At 63.2% G+C, this 18574-nt stretch carries 17 protein-coding genes; 11 read left to right on the plus strand and 6 right to left on the minus strand.

Going from position 1 to position 18574, the window contains the following annotated elements; all coding sequences use genetic code 11:
* Position 1: 1 nt before the first annotated feature.
* Both KUF59_RS14735 and KUF59_RS14740 read right to left on the minus strand, forming a co-directional pair.
* The gene (locus KUF59_RS14735; RefSeq protein ID WP_212457703.1) at positions 2–1552 is read right to left on the minus strand and encodes a bifunctional aminoglycoside phosphotransferase/ATP-binding protein; all 1551 of its coding nucleotides are present in this window, start codon (positions 1550–1552) and stop codon (positions 2–4) included.
* Between the two features lie 12 nt (positions 1553–1564).
* Positions 1565–2548 (minus strand): zinc-dependent alcohol dehydrogenase family protein, encoded by a 984-nt coding sequence (locus KUF59_RS14740; RefSeq protein WP_212457702.1) that lies wholly within the window; start codon positions 2546–2548, stop codon positions 1565–1567.
* A gap of 169 nt (positions 2549–2717) precedes the next feature.
* On the opposite strand from KUF59_RS14740, the gene KUF59_RS14745 reads away from it, so the two are divergent.
* From KUF59_RS14745 to KUF59_RS14765, 5 genes are all read left to right on the plus strand, one after another.
* On the plus strand, positions 2718–3560 hold the full coding sequence (locus KUF59_RS14745; RefSeq protein ID WP_212457701.1) for a universal stress protein: 843 nt from the start codon (positions 2718–2720) through the stop codon (positions 3558–3560).
* A 198-nt stretch (positions 3561–3758) separates the two neighbouring features.
* Entirely contained in the window at positions 3759–6452 is a 2694-nt protein-coding gene (locus KUF59_RS14750) for a bifunctional acetate--CoA ligase family protein/GNAT family N-acetyltransferase (RefSeq protein ID WP_212457700.1), read from the plus strand.
* A gap of 188 nt (positions 6453–6640) precedes the next feature.
* Positions 6641–8206 carry a winged helix-turn-helix domain-containing tetratricopeptide repeat protein gene (locus tag KUF59_RS14755; RefSeq protein ID WP_212457699.1) on the plus strand — a complete coding sequence of 522 codons (1566 nt, stop codon included), beginning with the start codon at positions 6641–6643 and terminating at the stop codon, positions 8204–8206.
* A 136-nt stretch (positions 8207–8342) separates the two neighbouring features.
* Positions 8343–9374, plus strand: a complete 1032-nt coding sequence (locus KUF59_RS14760) for an IS110 family RNA-guided transposase (protein ID WP_258767739.1) — start codon at positions 8343–8345, stop codon at positions 9372–9374.
* A gap of 463 nt (positions 9375–9837) precedes the next feature.
* Positions 9838–10830: an ABC transporter substrate-binding protein gene (locus KUF59_RS14765; RefSeq protein WP_212457698.1), complete on the plus strand. Its 993-nt coding sequence runs from the start codon at positions 9838–9840 to the stop codon at positions 10828–10830.
* Positions 10831–11198: 368 nt separating this feature from the next.
* On the opposite strand, the gene KUF59_RS14770 is transcribed toward KUF59_RS14765, so the two are convergent.
* Both KUF59_RS14770 and KUF59_RS14775 read right to left on the minus strand, forming a co-directional pair.
* The gene (locus KUF59_RS14770) at positions 11199–11681 is read right to left on the minus strand and encodes a phage holin family protein (protein ID WP_212457697.1); all 483 of its coding nucleotides are present in this window, start codon (positions 11679–11681) and stop codon (positions 11199–11201) included.
* The gene (locus KUF59_RS14775; protein ID WP_212457696.1) at positions 11682–11954 is read right to left on the minus strand and encodes an MbeB family mobilization protein; all 273 of its coding nucleotides are present in this window, start codon (positions 11952–11954) and stop codon (positions 11682–11684) included.
* A gap of 174 nt (positions 11955–12128) precedes the next feature.
* On the opposite strand from KUF59_RS14775, the gene KUF59_RS14780 reads away from it, so the two are divergent.
* Genes KUF59_RS14780 through KUF59_RS14790 form a run of 3 tightly spaced genes read left to right on the plus strand, consistent with a single transcriptional unit; the run spans position 12129 to position 15151 of the window.
* Entirely contained in the window at positions 12129–13265 is a 1137-nt protein-coding gene (locus KUF59_RS14780) for an MlaE family ABC transporter permease (RefSeq protein ID WP_212457695.1), read from the plus strand.
* Positions 13266–13267: 2 nt separating this feature from the next.
* Entirely contained in the window at positions 13268–14044 is a 777-nt protein-coding gene (locus tag KUF59_RS14785) for an ABC transporter ATP-binding protein (protein WP_212457694.1), read from the plus strand.
* Between the two features lie 3 nt (positions 14045–14047).
* Positions 14048–15151 (plus strand): ABC-type transport auxiliary lipoprotein family protein, encoded by a 1104-nt coding sequence (locus KUF59_RS14790; RefSeq protein ID WP_212457693.1) that lies wholly within the window; start codon positions 14048–14050, stop codon positions 15149–15151.
* A 6-nt stretch (positions 15152–15157) separates the two neighbouring features.
* On the opposite strand, the gene KUF59_RS14795 is transcribed toward KUF59_RS14790, so the two are convergent.
* Complete coding sequence (locus KUF59_RS14795) at positions 15158–15478, minus strand: c-type cytochrome (protein WP_212457692.1); 321 nt, start codon at positions 15476–15478, stop codon at positions 15158–15160.
* Between the two features lie 151 nt (positions 15479–15629).
* On the opposite strand from KUF59_RS14795, the gene KUF59_RS14800 reads away from it, so the two are divergent.
* The 3 genes from KUF59_RS14800 to KUF59_RS14810 all read left to right on the plus strand — a co-directional run bounded on the left by KUF59_RS14800 (position 15630) and on the right by KUF59_RS14810 (position 17583).
* The gene (locus KUF59_RS14800) at positions 15630–16343 is read left to right on the plus strand and encodes a helix-turn-helix domain-containing protein (RefSeq protein ID WP_212457691.1); all 714 of its coding nucleotides are present in this window, start codon (positions 15630–15632) and stop codon (positions 16341–16343) included.
* A 98-nt stretch (positions 16344–16441) separates the two neighbouring features.
* Complete coding sequence (locus tag KUF59_RS14805) at positions 16442–16567, plus strand: hypothetical protein (RefSeq protein ID WP_258769588.1); 126 nt, start codon at positions 16442–16444, stop codon at positions 16565–16567.
* Between the two features lie 287 nt (positions 16568–16854).
* Positions 16855–17583 carry a Crp/Fnr family transcriptional regulator gene (locus KUF59_RS14810; protein WP_212457690.1) on the plus strand — a complete coding sequence of 243 codons (729 nt, stop codon included), beginning with the start codon at positions 16855–16857 and terminating at the stop codon, positions 17581–17583.
* 117 nt (positions 17584–17700) lie between these two features.
* Here the strand turns inward: KUF59_RS14810 and KUF59_RS14815 are convergent, their stop codons facing one another.
* Complete coding sequence (locus KUF59_RS14815; RefSeq protein WP_212457689.1) at positions 17701–18477, minus strand: cyclase family protein; 777 nt, start codon at positions 18475–18477, stop codon at positions 17701–17703.
* Between the last annotated feature and the right edge of the window lie 97 nt (positions 18478–18574).

The raw sequence follows: 18574 nt of genomic DNA on the forward strand, positions 1-18574 counted from the left end.
TTCATCCGCGCCAATCAGAGGATCTTTCTCGGGCGATCATGCCCCCGCAACGGTCGAGCGTCTGTTCTGAAGTCCCCGACGCGTCGATCGTGTTCCAGCCGACATTGCCGATATTATAGTGCTCCTGAAGCGCGGCAACCTCAGCCGTTGCGTCGGATGCATCGTTTTGTCTGCGGCTAATTCGCGCCTGGCGCGTTGCGAGGTCTGCGACCAGGAAAAAGCCCGTGAGGGGCGCGTTGCACGCCCTTGCCAGGGCGGCCATTGCATCCCGTTCCGGCTCTTGCGCGAAAACCGCGTCGATCAGGGCCGAATGTCCCTGCGCCAGCACCTGCCGTGCGCGCTCGGCCAGCGTGTCGTAGACGCGTGCGGTGACGTCGGGTTCATAGGCCGCCGGCGGCAGCCGCTCCGAATCTGCGACCCCAAAAAGCCGCTTGCGAAGGGTATCGCTGCGCAGCACCACCGCGCCGGGTGGGGGACCGACGGCAGGCGCAAGCATGCGCGCCAGCAGCGATTTTCCTGTCCCCGACAGGCCGCCGACGGCGATCAGGCGCGGGGCGGGGGGCTCGATCAGGGCCTGGGCCAGCTTGAAGTAGCCGCGGGCGTCCGCGACGATTTCTCCTTGATCGACATGCGGTCGCTTCAGCCTGGCCAGCACGACCTCGGCGCGGATCGCGGCCCGGATCGACAGAAACAGCGGAAGCGCGCCAAGCCCGTCGAGATGTTCCGCCGGCGTCGTCGCAAGATACTGGTTGAACAGGATGCTCGCCGCCTGCTGCTGCCCGTAACGCAGCAGGTCCATCACCGCAAACGCAAGATCGTAGAGCACATCGACCGAGGCGATGTTTTGGTCGAACTCGATGGCATCGAACAGCACGGGCCGTTCGTCGATGACAACGATATTCGCAAGATGCAGGTCGCCGTGGCAGCGCCGCACAAAGCCCTGCCGGCTGCGCTCTTCGAGCGTAGAACTGATACGGGCGAGCGCCCGATGCGAAGCCTTCGTCAGCGCTTCGATCTCGTCCACCGCCAGATGGCCCCCGGCGCGCAGGCCCTCGGAATTCCCGTCGATGAGGGACGGAATCGAAGCGACCCAGGCCGGCGTTTCCACGCGCGCTGCAATGGCGTGGGACGCAGCAATCGCGTTTGCGACATCAGCGGCGAGGCCGTCGGGAAGCTGGCCGGCCTTGGCGAGATGATCCAGTGTCCTCGTCTCGTCGAAGCGGGCCATCTCGACGGCATATTCGACCGGCGTCCCATTCCCGCCGATGCTCAGGGAGCCGTCGCGGTCTTCGGTGATCGCGACCACGCGGTGGTAGATCTGCGGGGCAAGCGGCCGATTGATCCTGATCTCCTCCTCGCAGGCGTCCCTGCGCTTGTCGAGCGTCGAATAGTCGAGGAAGGGAAAGCGCACCGCGCGCTTGATCTTCAGCGCACGCTTGCCGTCGAGAAAGACCGAGGCCGCATGCGTGTCGATCCGCGTCGTGCCGCGGCGCGAAAGGAATGCGAATACGCGCTCCTGGGTTGCCGTGTCGTCATGTGGCGAAGAGGGCATGTGAGAACGCATTCAGGGCCTGAGCACGGCTGCGCCGAGGATTTGCCCGCGCTTGAGACTGGTCAAGACATCATTGGCCTCGTGGAGCGGAAAGACCGTGGTTTCGGTGCGGACGCCGGCTTGCGGCGCGACTTTGAGAAAGTCGAGGCCATCCTGCCGCGTGAGGTTCGCGACCGAGATCAATTGCCGTTCCTCCCAGAGCAGCTCGTAGGGGAAGCTCGGAATGTCGCTCATGTGAATTCCGGCGCAGACCACGCGTCCGCCCTTGCGGACCGCGCGCAATGCCGCCGGCACCAGCTCGCCGGCCGGCGCGTAGATGATGGCCGCATCGAGCGGCGTATCGGGCAGCTCGCCGGACGCGCCCGACCAGACCGCCCCCAGCCGCCGGGCGAAATCCTGCGCTGCGCTATCGCCGCTGCGCGTGAAGGCATAGACGGACCGGCCCTGCCAGACGGCGACTTGCGCGATGATGTGGGCGGCGGCCCCAAAGCCATAGATGCCGAGCCGCTCGGCGTTTCCCGCCAGCACCAGTGAGCGCCAGCCGATCAGGCCGGCGCACAACAGCGGCGCGATGGAGGCGTCGTCGCCGGCCTCGCCGAGCGGAAACGCATAGCGTGCATCCGCGATGGTGTGGGTCGCGTAGCCGCCGTCGCGCGTATAGCCGGTGAAGAGCGGCCGGTCGCACAAATTCTCCATGCCGTCCTTGCAGAAGCGGCAGGCGCCGCAGGTATGTCCAAGCCAGGGAATGCCGACGCGGTCGCCCGTGACGTGGGTCGTGACGCCGGGGCCGACGAGGTCGACCCGGCCGACGATCTCATGACCGGGAATGATGGGATAGCGGATGTCGGGCAGCTCGGCGTCGGCGACGTGCAGGTCAGTCCGGCAAACGCCGCAGGCGCTGACCTTCACCCTAATCTCGCCATGGGCGGGAAGAGGGTCCGGCCGCTCCTCCATCTGGAGCGGGGCTCGCGGGGCCGGTAACACCATCGCATGCATCAGTCTCTCCGGAGCGCCCATTCCTAGGACGGAACCAAGGCCGGTCATTGATGTCAGTCAAGTCTTCGGCGTGGGTTCCCAAGCCCTTTCGCAAGCCCTTTCGCCTTGACGAGGATCAATGGCGCTGGCGGGAGGCGGCCTATTTTCGGCAGGCGAAAGGAGAATCCCGATGCCCATCAAGGACGTCCTTCTGCCGCTTGTTGGCGAGCCGAGCGAGCCGAACTCGGCCGCGATCGAGAAATGCGTGGCTGCCGCTGCCGATTGGGGGGCGAAGATCACTGGGCTTGCCGTGGCCGAGGATATCTGGGTACGGCCGAAGGTGGTGATCTCGGCCGATGTCGAGAACGCCGAGGAGGCGCAAGCCAGGCGGAGCGTCACAAACGTGAGCGCGCTTCTGGAGACGTTCAAGGAATCCGCTTCGCGGATGTCTGTCCGTGCGGAGACGCGATTGCACAAGTTTGCCCCCGAGCTGATTGCGCAGAGCGTGGCGGAATATGCCCGGTTCGGCGATCTCACGCTGCTCCCGGTCAAGTCGCACGACAGCCGTTCCGAGAAGATTGTCGAGGCGCTGCTATTCGAGTCCGGCCGACCGCTCTTGCTGTGTCCCGAAGAACGTGCAGCCCGGCTCCGGCCGGAACTCGAAAACGTGATAATCGCCTGGGATCATTCCGCGCGCGCGGCCCGCGCCGTCGGCGACGCCATGCCGATCCTGCAGGAGGCCAATTCGGTTCGGGTGGTGACCGTGGCCGATGAGAAGACCGAGGCCATCATGCATTCGGGCACCAGTCTCGTCGATCATCTCAGGGAGCACGGCGTCTACGCGTCCTTCGAGACCACGCCGGTCAAGGGAAGTTCGATCGGCAAGGTGCTCGGAATCTGGGCGCACGCCCATTCCATCGATGCCATCGTCATGGGCGCCTATCATCATTCCCGTATGAACGAAATCGTCTGGGGCGGCGTGACCAAGACTGTCATGGGCGCGCCACCGTGCTGGGTTATGATGTCGCACTAAATCCGGAAGAGAAGAGAGTGCAGCGGTTTTCGTTTGCGACACGCGCGGAACGCGGTTGCGCGGAGATCATGCGCAAATAAAGAAACTAAGGCGCGATGACGATTCAACTTCGACTCATCGCGCCGTAGGCAATTCCGCCACATATCCGCGCCAGGTTTCCCGTTGATCGGGCCTGCTTCCCGAGTGCATCGTTGAATCATGTCGACCTACCGTCTGAAGAATCTGCTGTCGCCCCGTTCGGTCGCGCTCGTCGGAGCGAGCTCGCGGCCCGTCTCCGTCGGTCGCGCCGTGCTGGAGAATATTCGCAAGGCGAATTTTACGGGTGAGTTCGGGCTGGTGAACCCGCGCCACGCCGAAATTGGCGGCATGCAAGCGGTGACCAGCCTCGACAAGTTGCCCTTCGTCCCCGAGCTCGTTGCCATTACGGCGCCGGCCAAGGAAATTCCTGACATCATCGATCAGGCCGGCCGGCGCGGCTCGGCCGGTGCGCTGATCGTGACGGCGGGCCTTGGCCACGGTCCGGGCTCGCTGGAGGAGGCCGCGCTGCAGGCAGCCCAGCGCTACGGCATGCGCCTGATCGGTCCCAATTGCCTCGGCATCATGATGCCCGGCGTGAGCCTGAACGCCAGCTTCTCGGCGCACATGCCCGGCGCCGGCAACCTCGCGCTTATCTCGCAATCAGGCGCAATCGCCGCCGGCATGGTGGATTGGGCCGCGCAGCGCGGCGTCGGCTTTTCCGGAATCGTGTCGATCGGCGACCAGGCCGACGTCGATATCGCCGATCTGCTCGACTATTTTGCGCTCGACCACAAGACACGCGCGATCCTGCTCTACATCGAGTCCATCAAGAATGCGCGCAAGTTCATGTCGGCGGCGCGCGCCGCGGCGCGGGTAAAGCCCGTCGTGGTGGTCAAATCCGGCCGCATGGCGCAGGGCGCGAGGGCGGCCGCCACCCATACCGGTGCGCTCGCCGGCGCTGACGCGGTCTATGACGCTGCCTTCCGCCGCGCCGGAATTCTGCGCGTATCCGATCTGCGCGAGCTGTTCGATTGCGCGGAGACCCTCGGCCGCGTCGAATCGCCGAGTGGAAAGCGGCTCGCGATCCTGACCAATGGCGGCGGCATCGGCGTGCTGGCTGTCGATCGGCTGGTCGAGCTCGGCGGAATTCCCGCGCCCATGACCCCGGAGACGCGGAAGAAGCTCGACGCGGTGTTGCCGCCGACCTGGTCGGGCTCCAATCCCGTGGACATCGTGGGTGATGCCGATGCCGCGCGCTATGCGCGCGCGCTGGAGGTGCTGCTGGCCGATCCCGGCAACGATGCGATCCTCGTCCTCAACGTGCAGACCGCGATCGCTTCCGCCGCCGACATTGCCGAGACGGTAACCGGGATGGTCAAGACCTATCGCGAAGAGCATCGCCGCTGGGCGAAGCCGGTGTTGGCGGCCTGGGTCGGCGCCGATCAGAGCATCGTCGAGTCGCTGAGCGGAGCCGGGATTCCCAACTATCCGACCGAGGACGACGCGGTGCGCGGCTTCATGCATCTGGTCCGGCACCGCGAGGTGGTCGAGGAGCTCTCGCAGGTTCCGCCTGCCATGCCCGACACGTTCGCGCCCGATGTTGCGAACGCCAGAGCGATGGTATCAGCGGCGATGGCCGACGGCCGCCAATGGCTCGAGCCGGTCGAGATCAAGCGCCTGCTCGAGGCCTATGACATCGCGATGGTGCCGACCTATGCGGCCGCCGACATCGATCAGGCGGTGGCCTATGCCAGGGACATTTTTGCGCAGGGTGCGACCGTCGTGCTCAAGATCCTGTCGCGCGACATCGTGCACAAGTCCGATGTCGGCGGCGTCGTCCTCAACCTGACCACGCCCGAGGCCGTGCGCGCCGCTGCTGCCGATATTCTTGCCCGCGCCAGGAAGCTGCGCCCGGAAGCCCGCATTGCCGGCGTCATCGTGCAGGCGATGGTCGTGAGGGCGAAGGCGCGCGAATTGATCCTGGGTCTGGCCGACGATCCCACCTTCGGCACCGTCGTCGTGTTCGGGCGCGGCGGCACGGCGGTCGAGATCATCAACGACAAGGCCTTGGCGCTGCCGCCGCTCGATCTGCAGCTCGCGCGCGATCTGATCGATCGCACCCGCGTCTCGCGGCTGCTGCATGCCTATCGCGACGTGCCCGCCGTCAAGCAGGATGCGGTCGCCATGGTGCTGGTCAAGCTGGCGCAGATGGCGGCCGACATTCCCGAGATCCGCGAGCTCGACATCAATCCGCTGCTCGCGGACGAAACCGGCGTCACCGCGGTCGATGCTCGAATTGCAGTCGGCGTGCCGCCGCGAAAGTTCGCCGGTTCGGGGCCGGCCAATTTTGCCGTGCGGGCCTATCCGTCGCAATGGGAACGCCATCTCGAGCTCAAGGACGGTTGGCGCATCTTCGTGCGGCCGATGCGGCCTGAGGACGAGCCGACCATTCACAGCTTCCTCAAGCACGTCACGCCCCACGATCTTCGCCTGCGCTTCTTTGCGCCGATGAAGGAATTCACTCACGAGTTCATCGCCCGCCTGACCCAGCTCGACTACGCCCGCGCGATGGCGTTCATCGCCTTCGAGGAGGCGACTAACGAAATGGTTGGCGTGGTCCGGATCCACTCGGACTCGATCTACGAGAGCGGCGAATACGCCATCCTGCTGCGCTCCGACCTGAAGGGCAGGGGACTCGGATGGGCCCTGATGCAGCTCATCATCGACTATGCGAGGTCAGAGGGGCTGAAGACTATTTCCGGCGACGTGCTCCAGGAGAACACGACCATGCTGGACATGTGCCGCCAGCTCGGTTTCGAGGTGAAGCCGGATTCGAGCGAGCCGGATATTTGCGACGTCAGGCTGAAGCTGTAGAGCGACCATAGGCTTGATTGTCGGTACGTCCACTCCCTGAGTCCCAGCTCCGACGAGCAATCGGGCCGGGACGTCGATCGGCCCGCTTGATGCGGCTTACTTTTTCCTTGCCGGCGGCTTATCCTTTTGCACTTCCAGCCCTGCTGGAGCGCCGCACGTGATCTGCGGGTCAACGAAGGAGTGGTAGCGTGCGCTATTTCTTCGAGGAGTATGCTCTCGATACCGACCGGCGCGAGCTCCACCGCGGCCCAAATGTCGTCCCGACCGCACCACAGGTTTTCGATCTGCTCGATTACCTGATCCGCAATAGGGAGCACGTCGTCAGCAAGGACGATCTTGTGAATGCCATCTGGCATGGACGCATCGTATCCGACATGGCGCTGACAACCCGCCTCAACGCCGCGCGAAGCGCAATCGGCGATTCCGGCGAAGAACAGCGGCTCATCAAGACACTGCCACGAAAGGGCTTTCGCTTCGTCGGCGCGGTGCAAGAGGATGACAGGCCCTCCGCTTCTGCGATCGTTGAAGGCAGTCACGCGGAATCGTCAAACTCTGAACCGTCGCTCCCGGACAAGCCCTCGATCGCAGTGTTACCGTTCGAGAACATGAGCGGGGACCCCGAGCAAGACTACTTTGCCGACGGAATGGTTGAGGAAATTACGACGGCGCTGTCGCGGTTCAAATGGTTGTTTGTGATCGCGCGAAACTCGAGCTTCACGTTCAAAGGCAAGGCCGTCGATGTAAAGGAGGTCGGACGCAGGCTTGGTGTTCGCTATGTCCTTGAAGGCTCTGTGCGGAAGTCATCGGCGAAAATTCGCATCACAGGGCAGTTGATCGATGTGAGTACAGGGGCGCACATTTGGGCGGATAGGTTCGAGCGTGACCTGACCGACATCTTCGTCCTGCAAGACGACGTCACGCTTGCCGTTGTTTCGGCCATTCAGCCAAAATTGCTTCAAACGGAAATGGCAACGGCGGGGCGGCGGCGACCGGAGAACCTCACCGCCTATGATTATTTTCTCCGAGCCCTGCAGCGGTTCTCCTTAGCGACCCGCGAATCATTGGCCGAGGCGTTAAGACTGGCTCATCGTGCCTTGGAGCTTGACCCTCGGTTCGGGATTGTCGCGGCGTTAGCAGCCGGTTGTCACCATCTCAATCTCCAATTCGGCTATGCTGTCGATCCTCAATTCGAGCGCAAGGAGGCAGTTCGGCTTTTTCGGTTGGCATTGAGCGTCGACGATAGTGATTCAGACATCTTGGCATGGGCTGCCATAATCTCAGCGTTCACGGTCGGCGATAGTGAGAGTGAGATCGAGATGGCCGACCGGGCGGTCGCGCTCAATCCCAGTTCTTTTCACGCATGGAACTGCAGAGGCCATGTCAATAGACTTGTGGGCCTCTTGGAGGAAGCGATTCGGAGCTTTGAGCGTGCCGTGCGCGTAAGCCCGGTAGACCCGTGGCTACAGTATGCGTTTGCTGGGATCGGGTACGCCTCTATTGAGCTTCGCCGCTTTGATGAGGCCATCGCCGTGGGGAAAAAAGCCCTACGCCTGAACCGCTCTCATTCGGGAGCGCTCCGCGTTCTCGCGTCCGCCTTCGCCCATCTTGGACGTGACGGTGAGACGCGTGAAGCGGCGGCTCGTCTGCTTGAGGTCGATCCCGCCTTTACGATATCCTTGTGGATCGCTCGGGGCGGGCAATCAAACGCGAAGCTGATGATCGAGGGCCTTCGGAAAGCGGGGTTGCCCGAGTAGCATCCGACGAGGTGATGGCGGCACTCTGCTGCGGCGCATGAGTCCGGTTATGATGCTGTGGACGGCTCCTCCACCGGCACGAGAGTGCCAAGGAGTGGGTGCCTTTTGAAGCTCCCACGATTCGGAGGAGCAGCCAATGCAATCAATTTCGACGATCGGTCTGGATATCGCGAAGTCAGTCTTCCAAGTGCACGGCGTTGATGCAGCCGGCCAGGTGGTCCTACGCCGTCAGTTGAGGCGCCGGCACATCCTGGCATTTTTCCAGAAGCTGCCGCCCTGCCTGGTGGGCATCGAGGCTTGCGCGTCATCGCACCATTGGTCCCGCGAACTGCAGGCGTTGGGGCATACGGTGCGATTGATGCCTCCGGCCTATGTGAAGCCCTACGTCAAGCGGCAGAAGAACGACAGCACCGACGCGGAGGCAATTTGCGAGGCGGTCACGAGACCCAACATGCGGTTCGTGCCGACCAAGACGGTCGAGCAACAGAGCTGTCTGATGCTTCACCGGGCGCGCCACCTCTTCATCCGCCAGCAGACAGCCGTGATCAACTCAATCCGCGCCTATCTCGCCGAGTTCGGGATTGTCGCCCCTGTCGGGCGCAGGGGTGTCGAGCAACTGCTGGAAGTCGTCGCCGATACAGCCGACCATCGGCTCCCCGAGGTAGCCCGTGCATGTCTTGCTGCTCTCGGCATTCAATTGCGCGCGCTAAAGGCTCAAATCCTGGAGTTCGACCGACGCATCAACGCCTGGCATCGATCAAATGCGACGAGCAAACGGCTAGACGCGATCCCCGGCGTCGGGCCGGCGTTGGCCACAGCTTTGGTGGCCAGCATTGCGGATCCCACGGCTTTTCGATCAGGACGAGACTTCTCGGCCTGGGTTGGGCTCGTGCCGAAGCAGAACTCGAGCGGAGGCAAGGACAAGCTTGGCAGTATCAGCAAACGAGGGGATCGCTATTTACGCAGCCTTTTCACGGCTGGCGCGCTCGCCGTGATCCGCTATGCCAAGATCCAAGGCACCGATCACCGGCCCTGGCTCACTCGATTGTTGACCCGGCGCCCCACCAAGGTCGCGGCCATCGCACTCGCTAACAAACTCGCCAGAATGGCCTGGGCGATGATGGCCAGAAACGAACGTTACAATGAACCCGCCGCTCTCGCGGCGTGACGAGACGACATTACACCGGGACATCCGGTGTGACGTAACGGTTGGGAGGGCGAACAGCACGTAATGCAGCGCCGGTCGATCCGGCGATCAGGACAACCCACATGGGCCACAGCATCATCGAATGCGAGGTTTTGACCGGAACCTGATCCGCGGAGGGCATTATGGCCAGCGGTCATGTGAGCCGCACAAACAGGCCGAACACATGGCCGCTCCGACCAACGCGCCGCAAAGTGAAGATTCTTCTTGCCAACCCGGAGCCGTCCACACATGGCCCTTAGCCGAACAGGGCTGAGGCCATTGTGATGTCGGCTATCGGGGGTAGACCGGACGCGGGGCGGCACTCGCCCCGACCGCCGCTTGTGACCCATCTGCGACATCAGTGCGAATTTTTGCTGTGATGCACATTACACTTGGAACTTGAAGCATATGCTAGGCCATATCGCTCGGCCCTGAAGGGCGACGAATGCGACGACGCAAGTTCATTGCACTTTCAGTGGGCGCGGCCGCTAGCTGGTCGTTGGCGTCGTGCGCGCAGCAAGCGGCGGGCATGCGTCGTGTTGCTTTCCTCCATCCATACCTTGAGAACGATAACGAAGTGATGACCCGCGTCATTGCGTTTCGGGAGGGGCTCGAGGCGCTCGGGTGGATCGAGAACCGCAATATCCGAGTTGAGCATCGATATTCCGGCGGAGATCTGGTCCGAATCCGAGCCCACGCGACGGAGCTGGTGCATTCGGCGCCGGACCTCATCGTCGGAAGCGGGACGCCAATCACCGCAGCACTGAAAGAGGCAACCAGCACCATTCCGATCGTATTCAACCTCGTCAACGATCCGGTCGGACAGGGTTTCGTGGCCAGCCTTTCGCGGCCGGGCGGCAACATCACCGGCTTCACCTTCATCGACTTCCTGATGATCGGGAAATGGATGGAGATGATTAAGGAGATTGCTCCCGGGGTCAGACGTGTAGCGCTCATCTTCAATCCCGACACGACGCCTTTTTACCCGGCATTCCTGCGCGAACTCGAAGCGGCCCGCACATCGCTCGCCCTCGAGCTCTCCGCAACTCCTGTGCACGACGAGGCGGAGGTCGAGGCAGCCATCACGGCGCTCGCACACGAGCCTGACGGCGGTCTGATCGCCGCACCGGACGCATTCATCAACAATCACCGCCGGGCGGTCATTACATTGACGGAACGATATCGACTTCCTGCGATATACGGCTTCCGGCAGTTCGTTGCGGAAGGGGCACTGATCTCCTATGGACCGAATACTGCCGATATAGTCCGACGCTCGGCTGGGTACGTCGATCGTGTCCTCAAAGGTGAAGGACCGGCCGACCTTCCGGTGCAGGCACCGACGAAATACGAGTTAGTCATCAATCTGAAAACTGCGAAAGCGCTTGGCATTGCACCAGCTCCTGTGCTGCTCGCCCGCGCCGACGGGGTGATCCAATAGAAGTTCCTTGTTGCGGTGCATGAGTCCGGGAATGGCCCACAGCCGACATGCAGCCATGTCGGCCTCAACGTAGCCTTCTGAGAGCGATGCGGACGCCGAGCTTGTCGCGAGCATCCACGTTCCTTGTGCCGCGGGAAAGGTCGTGGATGGTCGGGACACAGGCGAGCAGAAGCGACGCCGTCCTTCGGACGGCTATGCCCGGCCATGACGGCGGAGTGGACCCACGTTTCGCAATGATGGCACTATACCCCCGATTTGCCCGACGTGTCAAGCTATAATTCGTTAAAAGCGAATATCGGGTAAAACCATCACCGGTTACTGTGCATGGGGTTGTTTCGATGCTTTGTTGGACGGGGCCGCTCGGACCGTCACTTCGGCTCCGCGGCCGCCGCCTGCGGCTCCGCTGCCGGCTTCCTCAGGCTCCTGATGATGATTGTGATCAAGGGCACCAGGAACGGCACGAGGCTGTTGAGCGGATGATGCAGCGCGCCGGAGAACTGCGCCTGCATGGCACGGGCCTCGATCTGCAAAGCTTCGATCGATGCGCCGTTGATCTCATTGGCAAGCTCGAGCTCGCGCCCCGATGGTGATCGCGCCGAGATCGCGAACAGCAGCGCGGCAATGGCGAAATTGACGACACCCAGGATCGCCGCGGCGAGGATCGCGCTCCAGATCTCGGCCAGCGCAAAATAGGCCGCCAGTTCCAGCATCAACAGGCCGAAGGCGGCGATCAGCGCGGCGAAGGCCCGCAGTCCAAAACCGATCAGCAGATGACGCAGCCGGATGTCGGCAATGATCTTCTCGGTACGCCAGAGCACGCGCAGCTGCTTGACGACATTCTCGGTATTCACCTAGTGCCTCCTCAGCATGAAGCCGACGACGACGCCGAGCGCGAAGGCTGATGCAAGGGAGGCGATCGGGCGTTCGGCTACGAGCCCCTCGAGCTGCTCCTGCTCTTCGCTGACGGTCTCGCCGAGTTCGGCGAGCGCGGCCTTGATCTGCTCGGCCAGCGCCTCGGCGCGCTCCTTCGAGCCATCCAGCATCTCTTCGCCGGTGTTCAGCAGGCTGGAGAGGTCGATCTTCAGCGCCTTCAGCTCGTCACTGATCCTGCCGGTGTCGAACATGGAGTTTCTCCTGTTTGGGCCGGAAAAGCTTAGGCGGCGAGGAGGCTTTTCGATTGATTTGCATCAACAGGCCGCGATGAGCCCGCCCGTTTGAGGCAGGTCAATCCGGCCGCCATCGGCGTGCCTAGAAGCGGGTAGAAGCTTGGGATCAATCATCCCCTGAGGAGCTGCCTCGTGAACTCCGAACCCCTGCTGGCGGCCACGCCCTCCGGCGACGTGCTCGAACTGCGCCCGGCCGGCTCGTGGATCGCCTCGAACGTCGCAAAGCTCGAAGCGCTCTCCCAATCGGTCAAATCAGAGATCGACGGGTCGAAAGCCGTCAAGTTGAACATGGCCGGCGTGAGCGAGCTCGACACGCTCGGCGCATGGCTGCTGGAAAAGCTGTCGCGACGGGTGAGTGCAGCCGGCGCGCAAGGCGATATCGTCGGCATCGCCGACAATTACAGCGGCCTGATGGAGGAGGTTCGTCAGGTCAATCGCCACAATCCGCAAGCAGCACCTGCGCCCAATCCGCTTCTCCTCCGGCTAAGCGAGCTCGGCAAGGCGACGGTCGGAGCGCGCGAGGATGTCGCGGTGTTCCTGCAGATGCTGGGAGCACTGTTCGCAGCGGTTGTCCGCGTTGTCAGTCATCCGCGTTCGCTGCGGCTGACATCGCTGGTCTACCAGCTCTACCGGATCGGCTGGCAGGCCATTCCGATCATTGTGCTCATCACCTTCCTGATCGGCGCCATCATCGCGCAGCAAGGCTTTTTCCACTTTCGCAGGTTCGGCGCCGAGTCCTACACGGTCGACATGGTCGGCATCTTGGTTCTGCGCGAGCTTGGCGTCCTGATCGTCGCCATCATGGTCGCGGGTCGCTCGGGCAGCGCCTATACGGCCGAGCTCGGCTCGATGAAGATGCGCGAGGAGATCGATGCGCTTTCGACCATGGGGCTCAACCCGGTCGACGTGCTGATCCTGCCACGCGTCGCGGCGCTCGTCATTGCGCTGCCGATCCTGACTTTCATCGGCTCGATTGCTGCACTCTATGGCGGCGGGCTGGTGGCGCAGTTCTACGGCGACATGGGACCGGCGATCTACATGGCGCGGCTGCACGAGGCGATTTCGGTCACCCATTTCCAGGTCGGCATCCTCAAGGCGCCGTTCATGGCGCTGGTGATCGGGATCGTCGCCTGTAGCGAAGGCTTGCGGGTCAAGGGCAGCGCGGAATCGCTCGGCAAGCAGACGACGACGTCGGTGGTGAAGTCGATCTTCCTCGTCATCGTGCTCGACGGCTTGTTCGCGATCTTCTTCGCCTCGATCGGAATGTGACGATGGCGGATGCTCAGTTTTTCGCGATCCGCGTTCGCGACCTCGTCGTCGGCTTCGGCCGGCAGATCGTGATCGACCGCCTGTCGCTCGATGTCATCAGAGGTGAGATCCTGGGGCTGGTCGGTGCTTCCGGCGGCGGAAAATCGGTGCTGATGCGCACCATCATCGGCCTCATTCCGCGCCGAAGCGGCGAGATCGAGGTGATGGGCCAGCCGATCGGCGGCACGCACGACCACGGCACCCAGAGCGCTGCCACGAAGTGGGGCATCCTGTTTCAGCAGGGGGCGTTGTTCTCCTCGCTGACCGTCAGGCAGAACGTGCAGTTTCCGCTGCGCGAAAATCTCGTGCTGTCTCAGGAGCTGATGGACGAGATTGCGATCGCCAAGCTCGAAATGGTCGGCCTGCGCGCGCAAGACGGCGACAAATATCCGGCAGAACTGTCCGGCGGCATGACCAAGCGCGTGGCGCTGGCCCGCGCGCTCGCGCTCGATCCGCCAATTCTATTCCTAGACGAGCCGACCTCTGGCCTCGATCCGATCGCGGCCGGCGATTTCGACGCGCTGATCAAGACGCTTCAGAAGACGCTGGGACTCACCGTGTTCATGGTCACCCATGATCTGGCCAGCCTCACCACCGTCTGCGACCGGGTCGCCGCGCTCGCCGACGGCAAGATCGTCGCGATCGGGCCGATGCGCGAGCTGCTTCTTTCAGAGCATCCCTGGGTGCGGGCCTATTTCCACGGCAAGCGCTCCCAGATGCTGCAACCCCAGATGAGATGAGACATGGAAACCCGCGCTCCTTATGTGCTGATCGGCGCCTTCGTGATGGCCGCGATCCTTGCGGTCTTCGGCTTCGTCTACTGGCTCAACAATGCCGGCGGCATCGGACCGCGCACCAGCTACCATGTTCAATTCCAGGGACCGGTGCCCGGGCTTCTGGTCGGCGCCGGCGTACTGTTCAACGGCATCCGGGTCGGCGAGGTCACCGAGCTTGGGCTGGCGCAGGACAATCCGCGCTTCGTCAACGCGACCATCTCGGTTGCGTCAACCACGCCGGTGCGGACCGACACCAAGGTCGGCCTGGAATTTCAGGGCCTGACCGGCGTACCCGTAGTGACGCTCGAAGGCGGCATGATCGTCGCAAAGCCCAGTGAGATGCCGACGCTGATCGCCGATCCCGGTGCAGGCCAGAGCATGACGCAAGCCGCGCGCGATGCGCTGCGCCGGGTCGATTCGGTGCTGGAGGAGAATTCAGGCCCGCTGAAGGACACCATCGCCAATCTCAGGACGTTTTCCGACGGGCTGGCGCGCAACACCGGCAAGCTCGACGGCATCGTCGCGGGGCTCGAGAAGATGACCGGCGGCGGCACGCCCGCGCAGAAGATCACTTTCGATCTCCGTGCTCCCGACAAGCTCGGTCCGGCCGGCAAGACCTTGTCCGAGCCGTTGGCGATTCCTGAGCCGACCGCAGTCGCGATGCTGCAGACGCAGCGCATGCTGTTCTCGCCGGTCAAGGACTATCCAGGCTTCGCCGAATTCATGTGGGCCGACAGCATTCCAAAATTGTTGCAGGCACGGTTGATCGACAGTTTTGAGAACTACGACATCGCGCACGCGCCGCTGCGTGCGGCCGATGTCGGCCAGGCCGGCAATCAGTTGCTGATCGATGTCAGGCGCTTCCACATCGCGGCGGAGGGCGAGCCGCAGGTCGAGATCGCATTGTCGGCCCGGATCGTCGACAAGACCGGCAAGGTGATTGCCTCGCGCCTGGTGGAGGCCAGCGAAAAGCTCGACAAGATCGAGCCGGCGGCGGCGGTTGCGGCGTTCAACACGGCTTTTGGCCGGATCGCGAAGGAGCTGGTCGGCTGGACGGTTGAGGCCGTGTAACGGCCGTTATCGTTCCAGGGTCTTGAGATAGGACAGCAGATCGTGGATCTGGTCGGGGCTGAGCTCGAAGGCGGGCATGTCGGCGTGACCGGTATAGATGCCTTCGGCCAAGGCCTCGCCGAGGGTCTCGATCTTGTAGCGCTGATGCAGGGTCCGGAACGGCGGAGCGATCTTGAGCGGACTTTGCGATTTCAGGTCGATGGCGTGGCACCGCGCGCAATTGGCGCGCGCGTAGGCCTTGCCGCGCTGCTCGGCCTTCGTCGCGGCCAGCGCTGGCGACATCAGGAGCAGCGCGACCAAGATCTGGCGAAAGACGGGTTGCAGCATGCGGCGGTCTCATCGGCTTGCGCCGCAGAATAGGGTGGCGAGGTTGCCAAAACTTGATCTGGGTCAACCGGCTTTGTGACAATGCAGTAAAATGCCGCCGCGTGGTGGACGGCCGGGACGGACGTCGGCCGACGCCAGTCTGGAGCGGTGGATGAAGCCTTCCGTGGTCACGTTTGAGCCGAACGGGAATTCCTGCAGGGACTGCTCGATACGCGAATCCAGCGTGTGCTCGGCGCTCGATGCGGCCGAGCTGCGCCAGTTCGAGCATTTGGGACGGCGCGTCCAGTTCGGTCCTTGCGAGACCGTCTTCTCCGAGGAGGACATCGCGACCTCCTACTGCAACGTGCTCGACGGGGTCATGCGGCTCTACAAGCTCTTGCCGGACGGTCGGCGGCAGATCGTCGGATTTGCGCTGCCCGGTGACTTCCTGGGGATGAATATCTCCGGCCGGCACAATTTTTCGGCCGACGCGATCGGTTCGGTCGCGGTTTGCCAGTTCGCCAAGGCGGCGTTCGGCCGCTTCATCGAGGACAGGCCGCATCTCCTGCGGCGCATCAACGAACTGGCGATTCGCGAATTGACCCAGGCGCGCGAACACATGGTCCTGCTAGGCCGCCGTTCGGCCGAGGAGAAGGTCGCGACCTTTCTCCTGAGCTGGCGCGAGCGGCTTATTCCGCTCAACGGGCCGTCGAACACGGTGCCGTTGCCGATGAGCCGGCAGGACATTGCGGATTATCTCGGCCTGACCATCGAAACGGTCAGCCGCACCTTTACCAAGCTGGAGCGCGACGGGGTGATCGAGATCATCCACGGCGGTATCAGCCTGCTCGATCCGGCGCGTGCGGAGGCCTTGGCAGCGGCCTGAACCAGCCTTTCCACCGGCGATCTCCAAAATTTGATCCCGATCAAAGACGTCCGGCCGCCGCGGCAAAATAATGCCCCCAAATTTCGGGGGAGGGCAGGATGCCGACTGACGCGTTGCTGGTGACCATTGCCGTTGTTGCCGTCTTTGTTGGGTTTGCTGTGGCCTTGGCGTGGGCGGACCGGCAAACGAGCGGGCTCAAATCGAACGAACCGGGCAAGCGTTGAAGCCTCTGCCGCTGGAATCACCATTCTGACGCGTTGCGAGGGCCGGGTTCCACGGCGTCATCGCCGTGCGAATTTTGCAGTGGGTAAAATTGCGGTCCGCGCCCTCTGCAACTCTGCATCGCACAAAAACGCCCCGGCGCCTTCTGCGGATGCGTCGGTGCCGGCACGGGCCCACGGCATTTTCGCGGCACTTGTCTAAAACTGCGTGCATGGTTTCCGGTTGAAAAGCATGGCAACGTTGACTACGCAGGAACTCACGTGCCTCGCAGTCTTAGGAGCCCGGCGGCGTGCCTCAGGACAGGAACGGCGATCCCCGACAATCGTCGGGCAACAAGCTATCGGTTCTGCGCAAGCACCCGATCTTCGCGGATCTGGAGCCGGACGCGCTCGATCAGCTCTGCCGCTATGCCAAGCACACCACCGTGAAGCGCGGCGCGACCATCGCGGCCAAGGGGGACCCCGGCAACAATTTGTTTGCGGTGGTCTCGGGTACGGTAAAGATATCCTCCTCTTCGCCCGACGGCAGGAATGCCATTCTCAATCTGATCGGTCCGGGAGAAATTTTTGGCGAGATCGCCGTCCTGGACGGTGCGCCGCGGTCGGCTGACGCGACCGCCAACACCAATTGTGAGCTCTACATCATCGACCGCCGTGACTTCCTGCCCTTCGTGAAGAGCCAGCCGGCGCTGGCGATGAAGTTCATCGAGCTGCTTTGCGCGCGCCTGCGCTGGACCAGCCAGCAGGTCGAGCAGGTGATCCTGCAAAATCTTCCGGGGCGGCTCGCAAGCGCGCTGCTCGGGCTGACCGAGGAGCGCAAGCTCGATTCCGGCAGCGGAACGCTCGCGATCACTCAGCAGGAGATCAGCGAGATGGTCGGCATGACGCGCGAGAGCATCAACAAGCAGCTCCGCGCATGGGCGGGCCGCAGTTGGGTGCGCCTCGAGCATGGCGCCATCGTCGTGCTCGACACCGATGCGCTGCGCGAACTCGCCGAGAGCGGCCTCGAAGGCGAGTGAACGCGCGCTCCTTGTGTGAGCACGATCTCCGCGCAAACGCGTTCCGCGTTTGTCGCGAGGGAAAACCGCTGCACACTTTGCGCTAACGCGGCCCTCCGGGTCCGGATCGTGCTCTGGTCAGTCGTCGATGATGGCGACCGCGCGGGTCCAGCCCGCCGATGCCCGCTCGATCTTGACCGGAAAACACGAGACGGTGAATCCCGTCGATGGCAGCTTGTCGAGATTGTGCAGCTTCTCGAGATGGCAATAGCCGATGTGGCGTCCGGCCTTGTGGCCTTCCCAGATCAGGCTTGCATCCCTGGTCTCGGCGTATTTCTTCGCGGTGAAGACGAAGGGCGCGTCCCAGCTCCAGCCGTCGGTGCCGGTGAGCCGCACGCCGCGTTCGAGCAGATACATCGTGGCATCGTAGCCCATGCCGCAACCTGAATTGACATAGTCAGGCCGGCCGAACTTGGCCCCCGCGCTGGTATTGACCACGACGATCTCCAGCGGCGACAGTGTGTGCCCGATCCGCTTCAGCTCCTTCTCGACATCCTCAGGTGTCGCCACATAGCCGTCGGGCAGGTGGCGGAAGTCGAGCTTGACGCCCGGCTGCAGGCACCATTCCAGCGGCACCTCGTCGATGGTCCAGGCGCGCTCGCCGCGATTCATGGTGGGATGAAAGTGCCAGGGCGCATCGAGATGCGTGCCGTTGTGCGTCGACAGCGAGACCTGCTCGACGGCCCAGCCTTGTCCATCCGGCAAGTCCGCAGCTTTCAGCCCATCGAAGAACTGCAGCATGCGCGGCAGTCCCTGCTGATGATCGATGTACTGGATCGTCGGGTGGTTGCCAGGCGGATCGGCCGGCACGTCATTCTGCAACGGCACGGAGATGTCGATCAGCTTCCGCGGCATGGGCATTCCCTCAAGACGTTTCCGTCGTTGCAGACATCTTGAGGGGCTCGCGCAGGCGACGTCAAGCGACGCGCAGGCGGCGTCAAGCCGTTGCGAC

The organism is Bradyrhizobium arachidis (assembly GCF_024758505.1).
GTDB classification, from domain to species: Bacteria; Pseudomonadota; Alphaproteobacteria; order Rhizobiales; family Xanthobacteraceae; genus Bradyrhizobium; species Bradyrhizobium manausense_C.

Bases quoted from the DNA above. Each gene is read 5' to 3' on its own strand.
- KUF59_RS14795 (WP_212457692.1), bottom strand. From the start codon at position 15,478: ATGCTGCAACCCGTCTTTCGCCAGATCTTGGTCGCGCTGCTCCTGATG.
- KUF59_RS14760 (WP_258767739.1), top strand. From the start codon at position 8,343: ATGCAATCAATTTCGACGATCGGTCTGGATATCGCGAAGTCAGTCTTC.
- KUF59_RS14815 (WP_212457689.1), bottom strand. From the start codon at position 18,477: ATGCCGCGGAAGCTGATCGACATCTCCGTGCCGTTGCAGAATGACGTG.
- KUF59_RS14785 (WP_212457694.1), top strand. From the start codon at position 13,268: ATGGCGGATGCTCAGTTTTTCGCGATCCGCGTTCGCGACCTCGTCGTC.
- KUF59_RS14740 (WP_212457702.1), bottom strand. From the start codon at position 2,548: ATGCATGCGATGGTGTTACCGGCCCCGCGAGCCCCGCTCCAGATGGAG.
- KUF59_RS14765 (WP_212457698.1), top strand. From the start codon at position 9,838: ATGCGACGACGCAAGTTCATTGCACTTTCAGTGGGCGCGGCCGCTAGC.
- KUF59_RS14775 (WP_212457696.1), bottom strand. From the start codon at position 11,954: ATGTTCGACACCGGCAGGATCAGTGACGAGCTGAAGGCGCTGAAGATC.
- KUF59_RS14800 (WP_212457691.1), top strand. From the start codon at position 15,630: ATGAAGCCTTCCGTGGTCACGTTTGAGCCGAACGGGAATTCCTGCAGG.
- KUF59_RS14735 (WP_212457703.1), bottom strand. From the start codon at position 1,552: ATGCCCTCTTCGCCACATGACGACACGGCAACCCAGGAGCGCGTATTC.
- KUF59_RS14750 (WP_212457700.1), top strand. From the start codon at position 3,759: ATGTCGACCTACCGTCTGAAGAATCTGCTGTCGCCCCGTTCGGTCGCG.
- KUF59_RS14805 (WP_258769588.1), top strand. From the start codon at position 16,442: ATGCCGACTGACGCGTTGCTGGTGACCATTGCCGTTGTTGCCGTCTTT.
- KUF59_RS14790 (WP_212457693.1), top strand. From the start codon at position 14,048: ATGGAAACCCGCGCTCCTTATGTGCTGATCGGCGCCTTCGTGATGGCC.
- KUF59_RS14745 (WP_212457701.1), top strand. From the start codon at position 2,718: ATGCCCATCAAGGACGTCCTTCTGCCGCTTGTTGGCGAGCCGAGCGAG.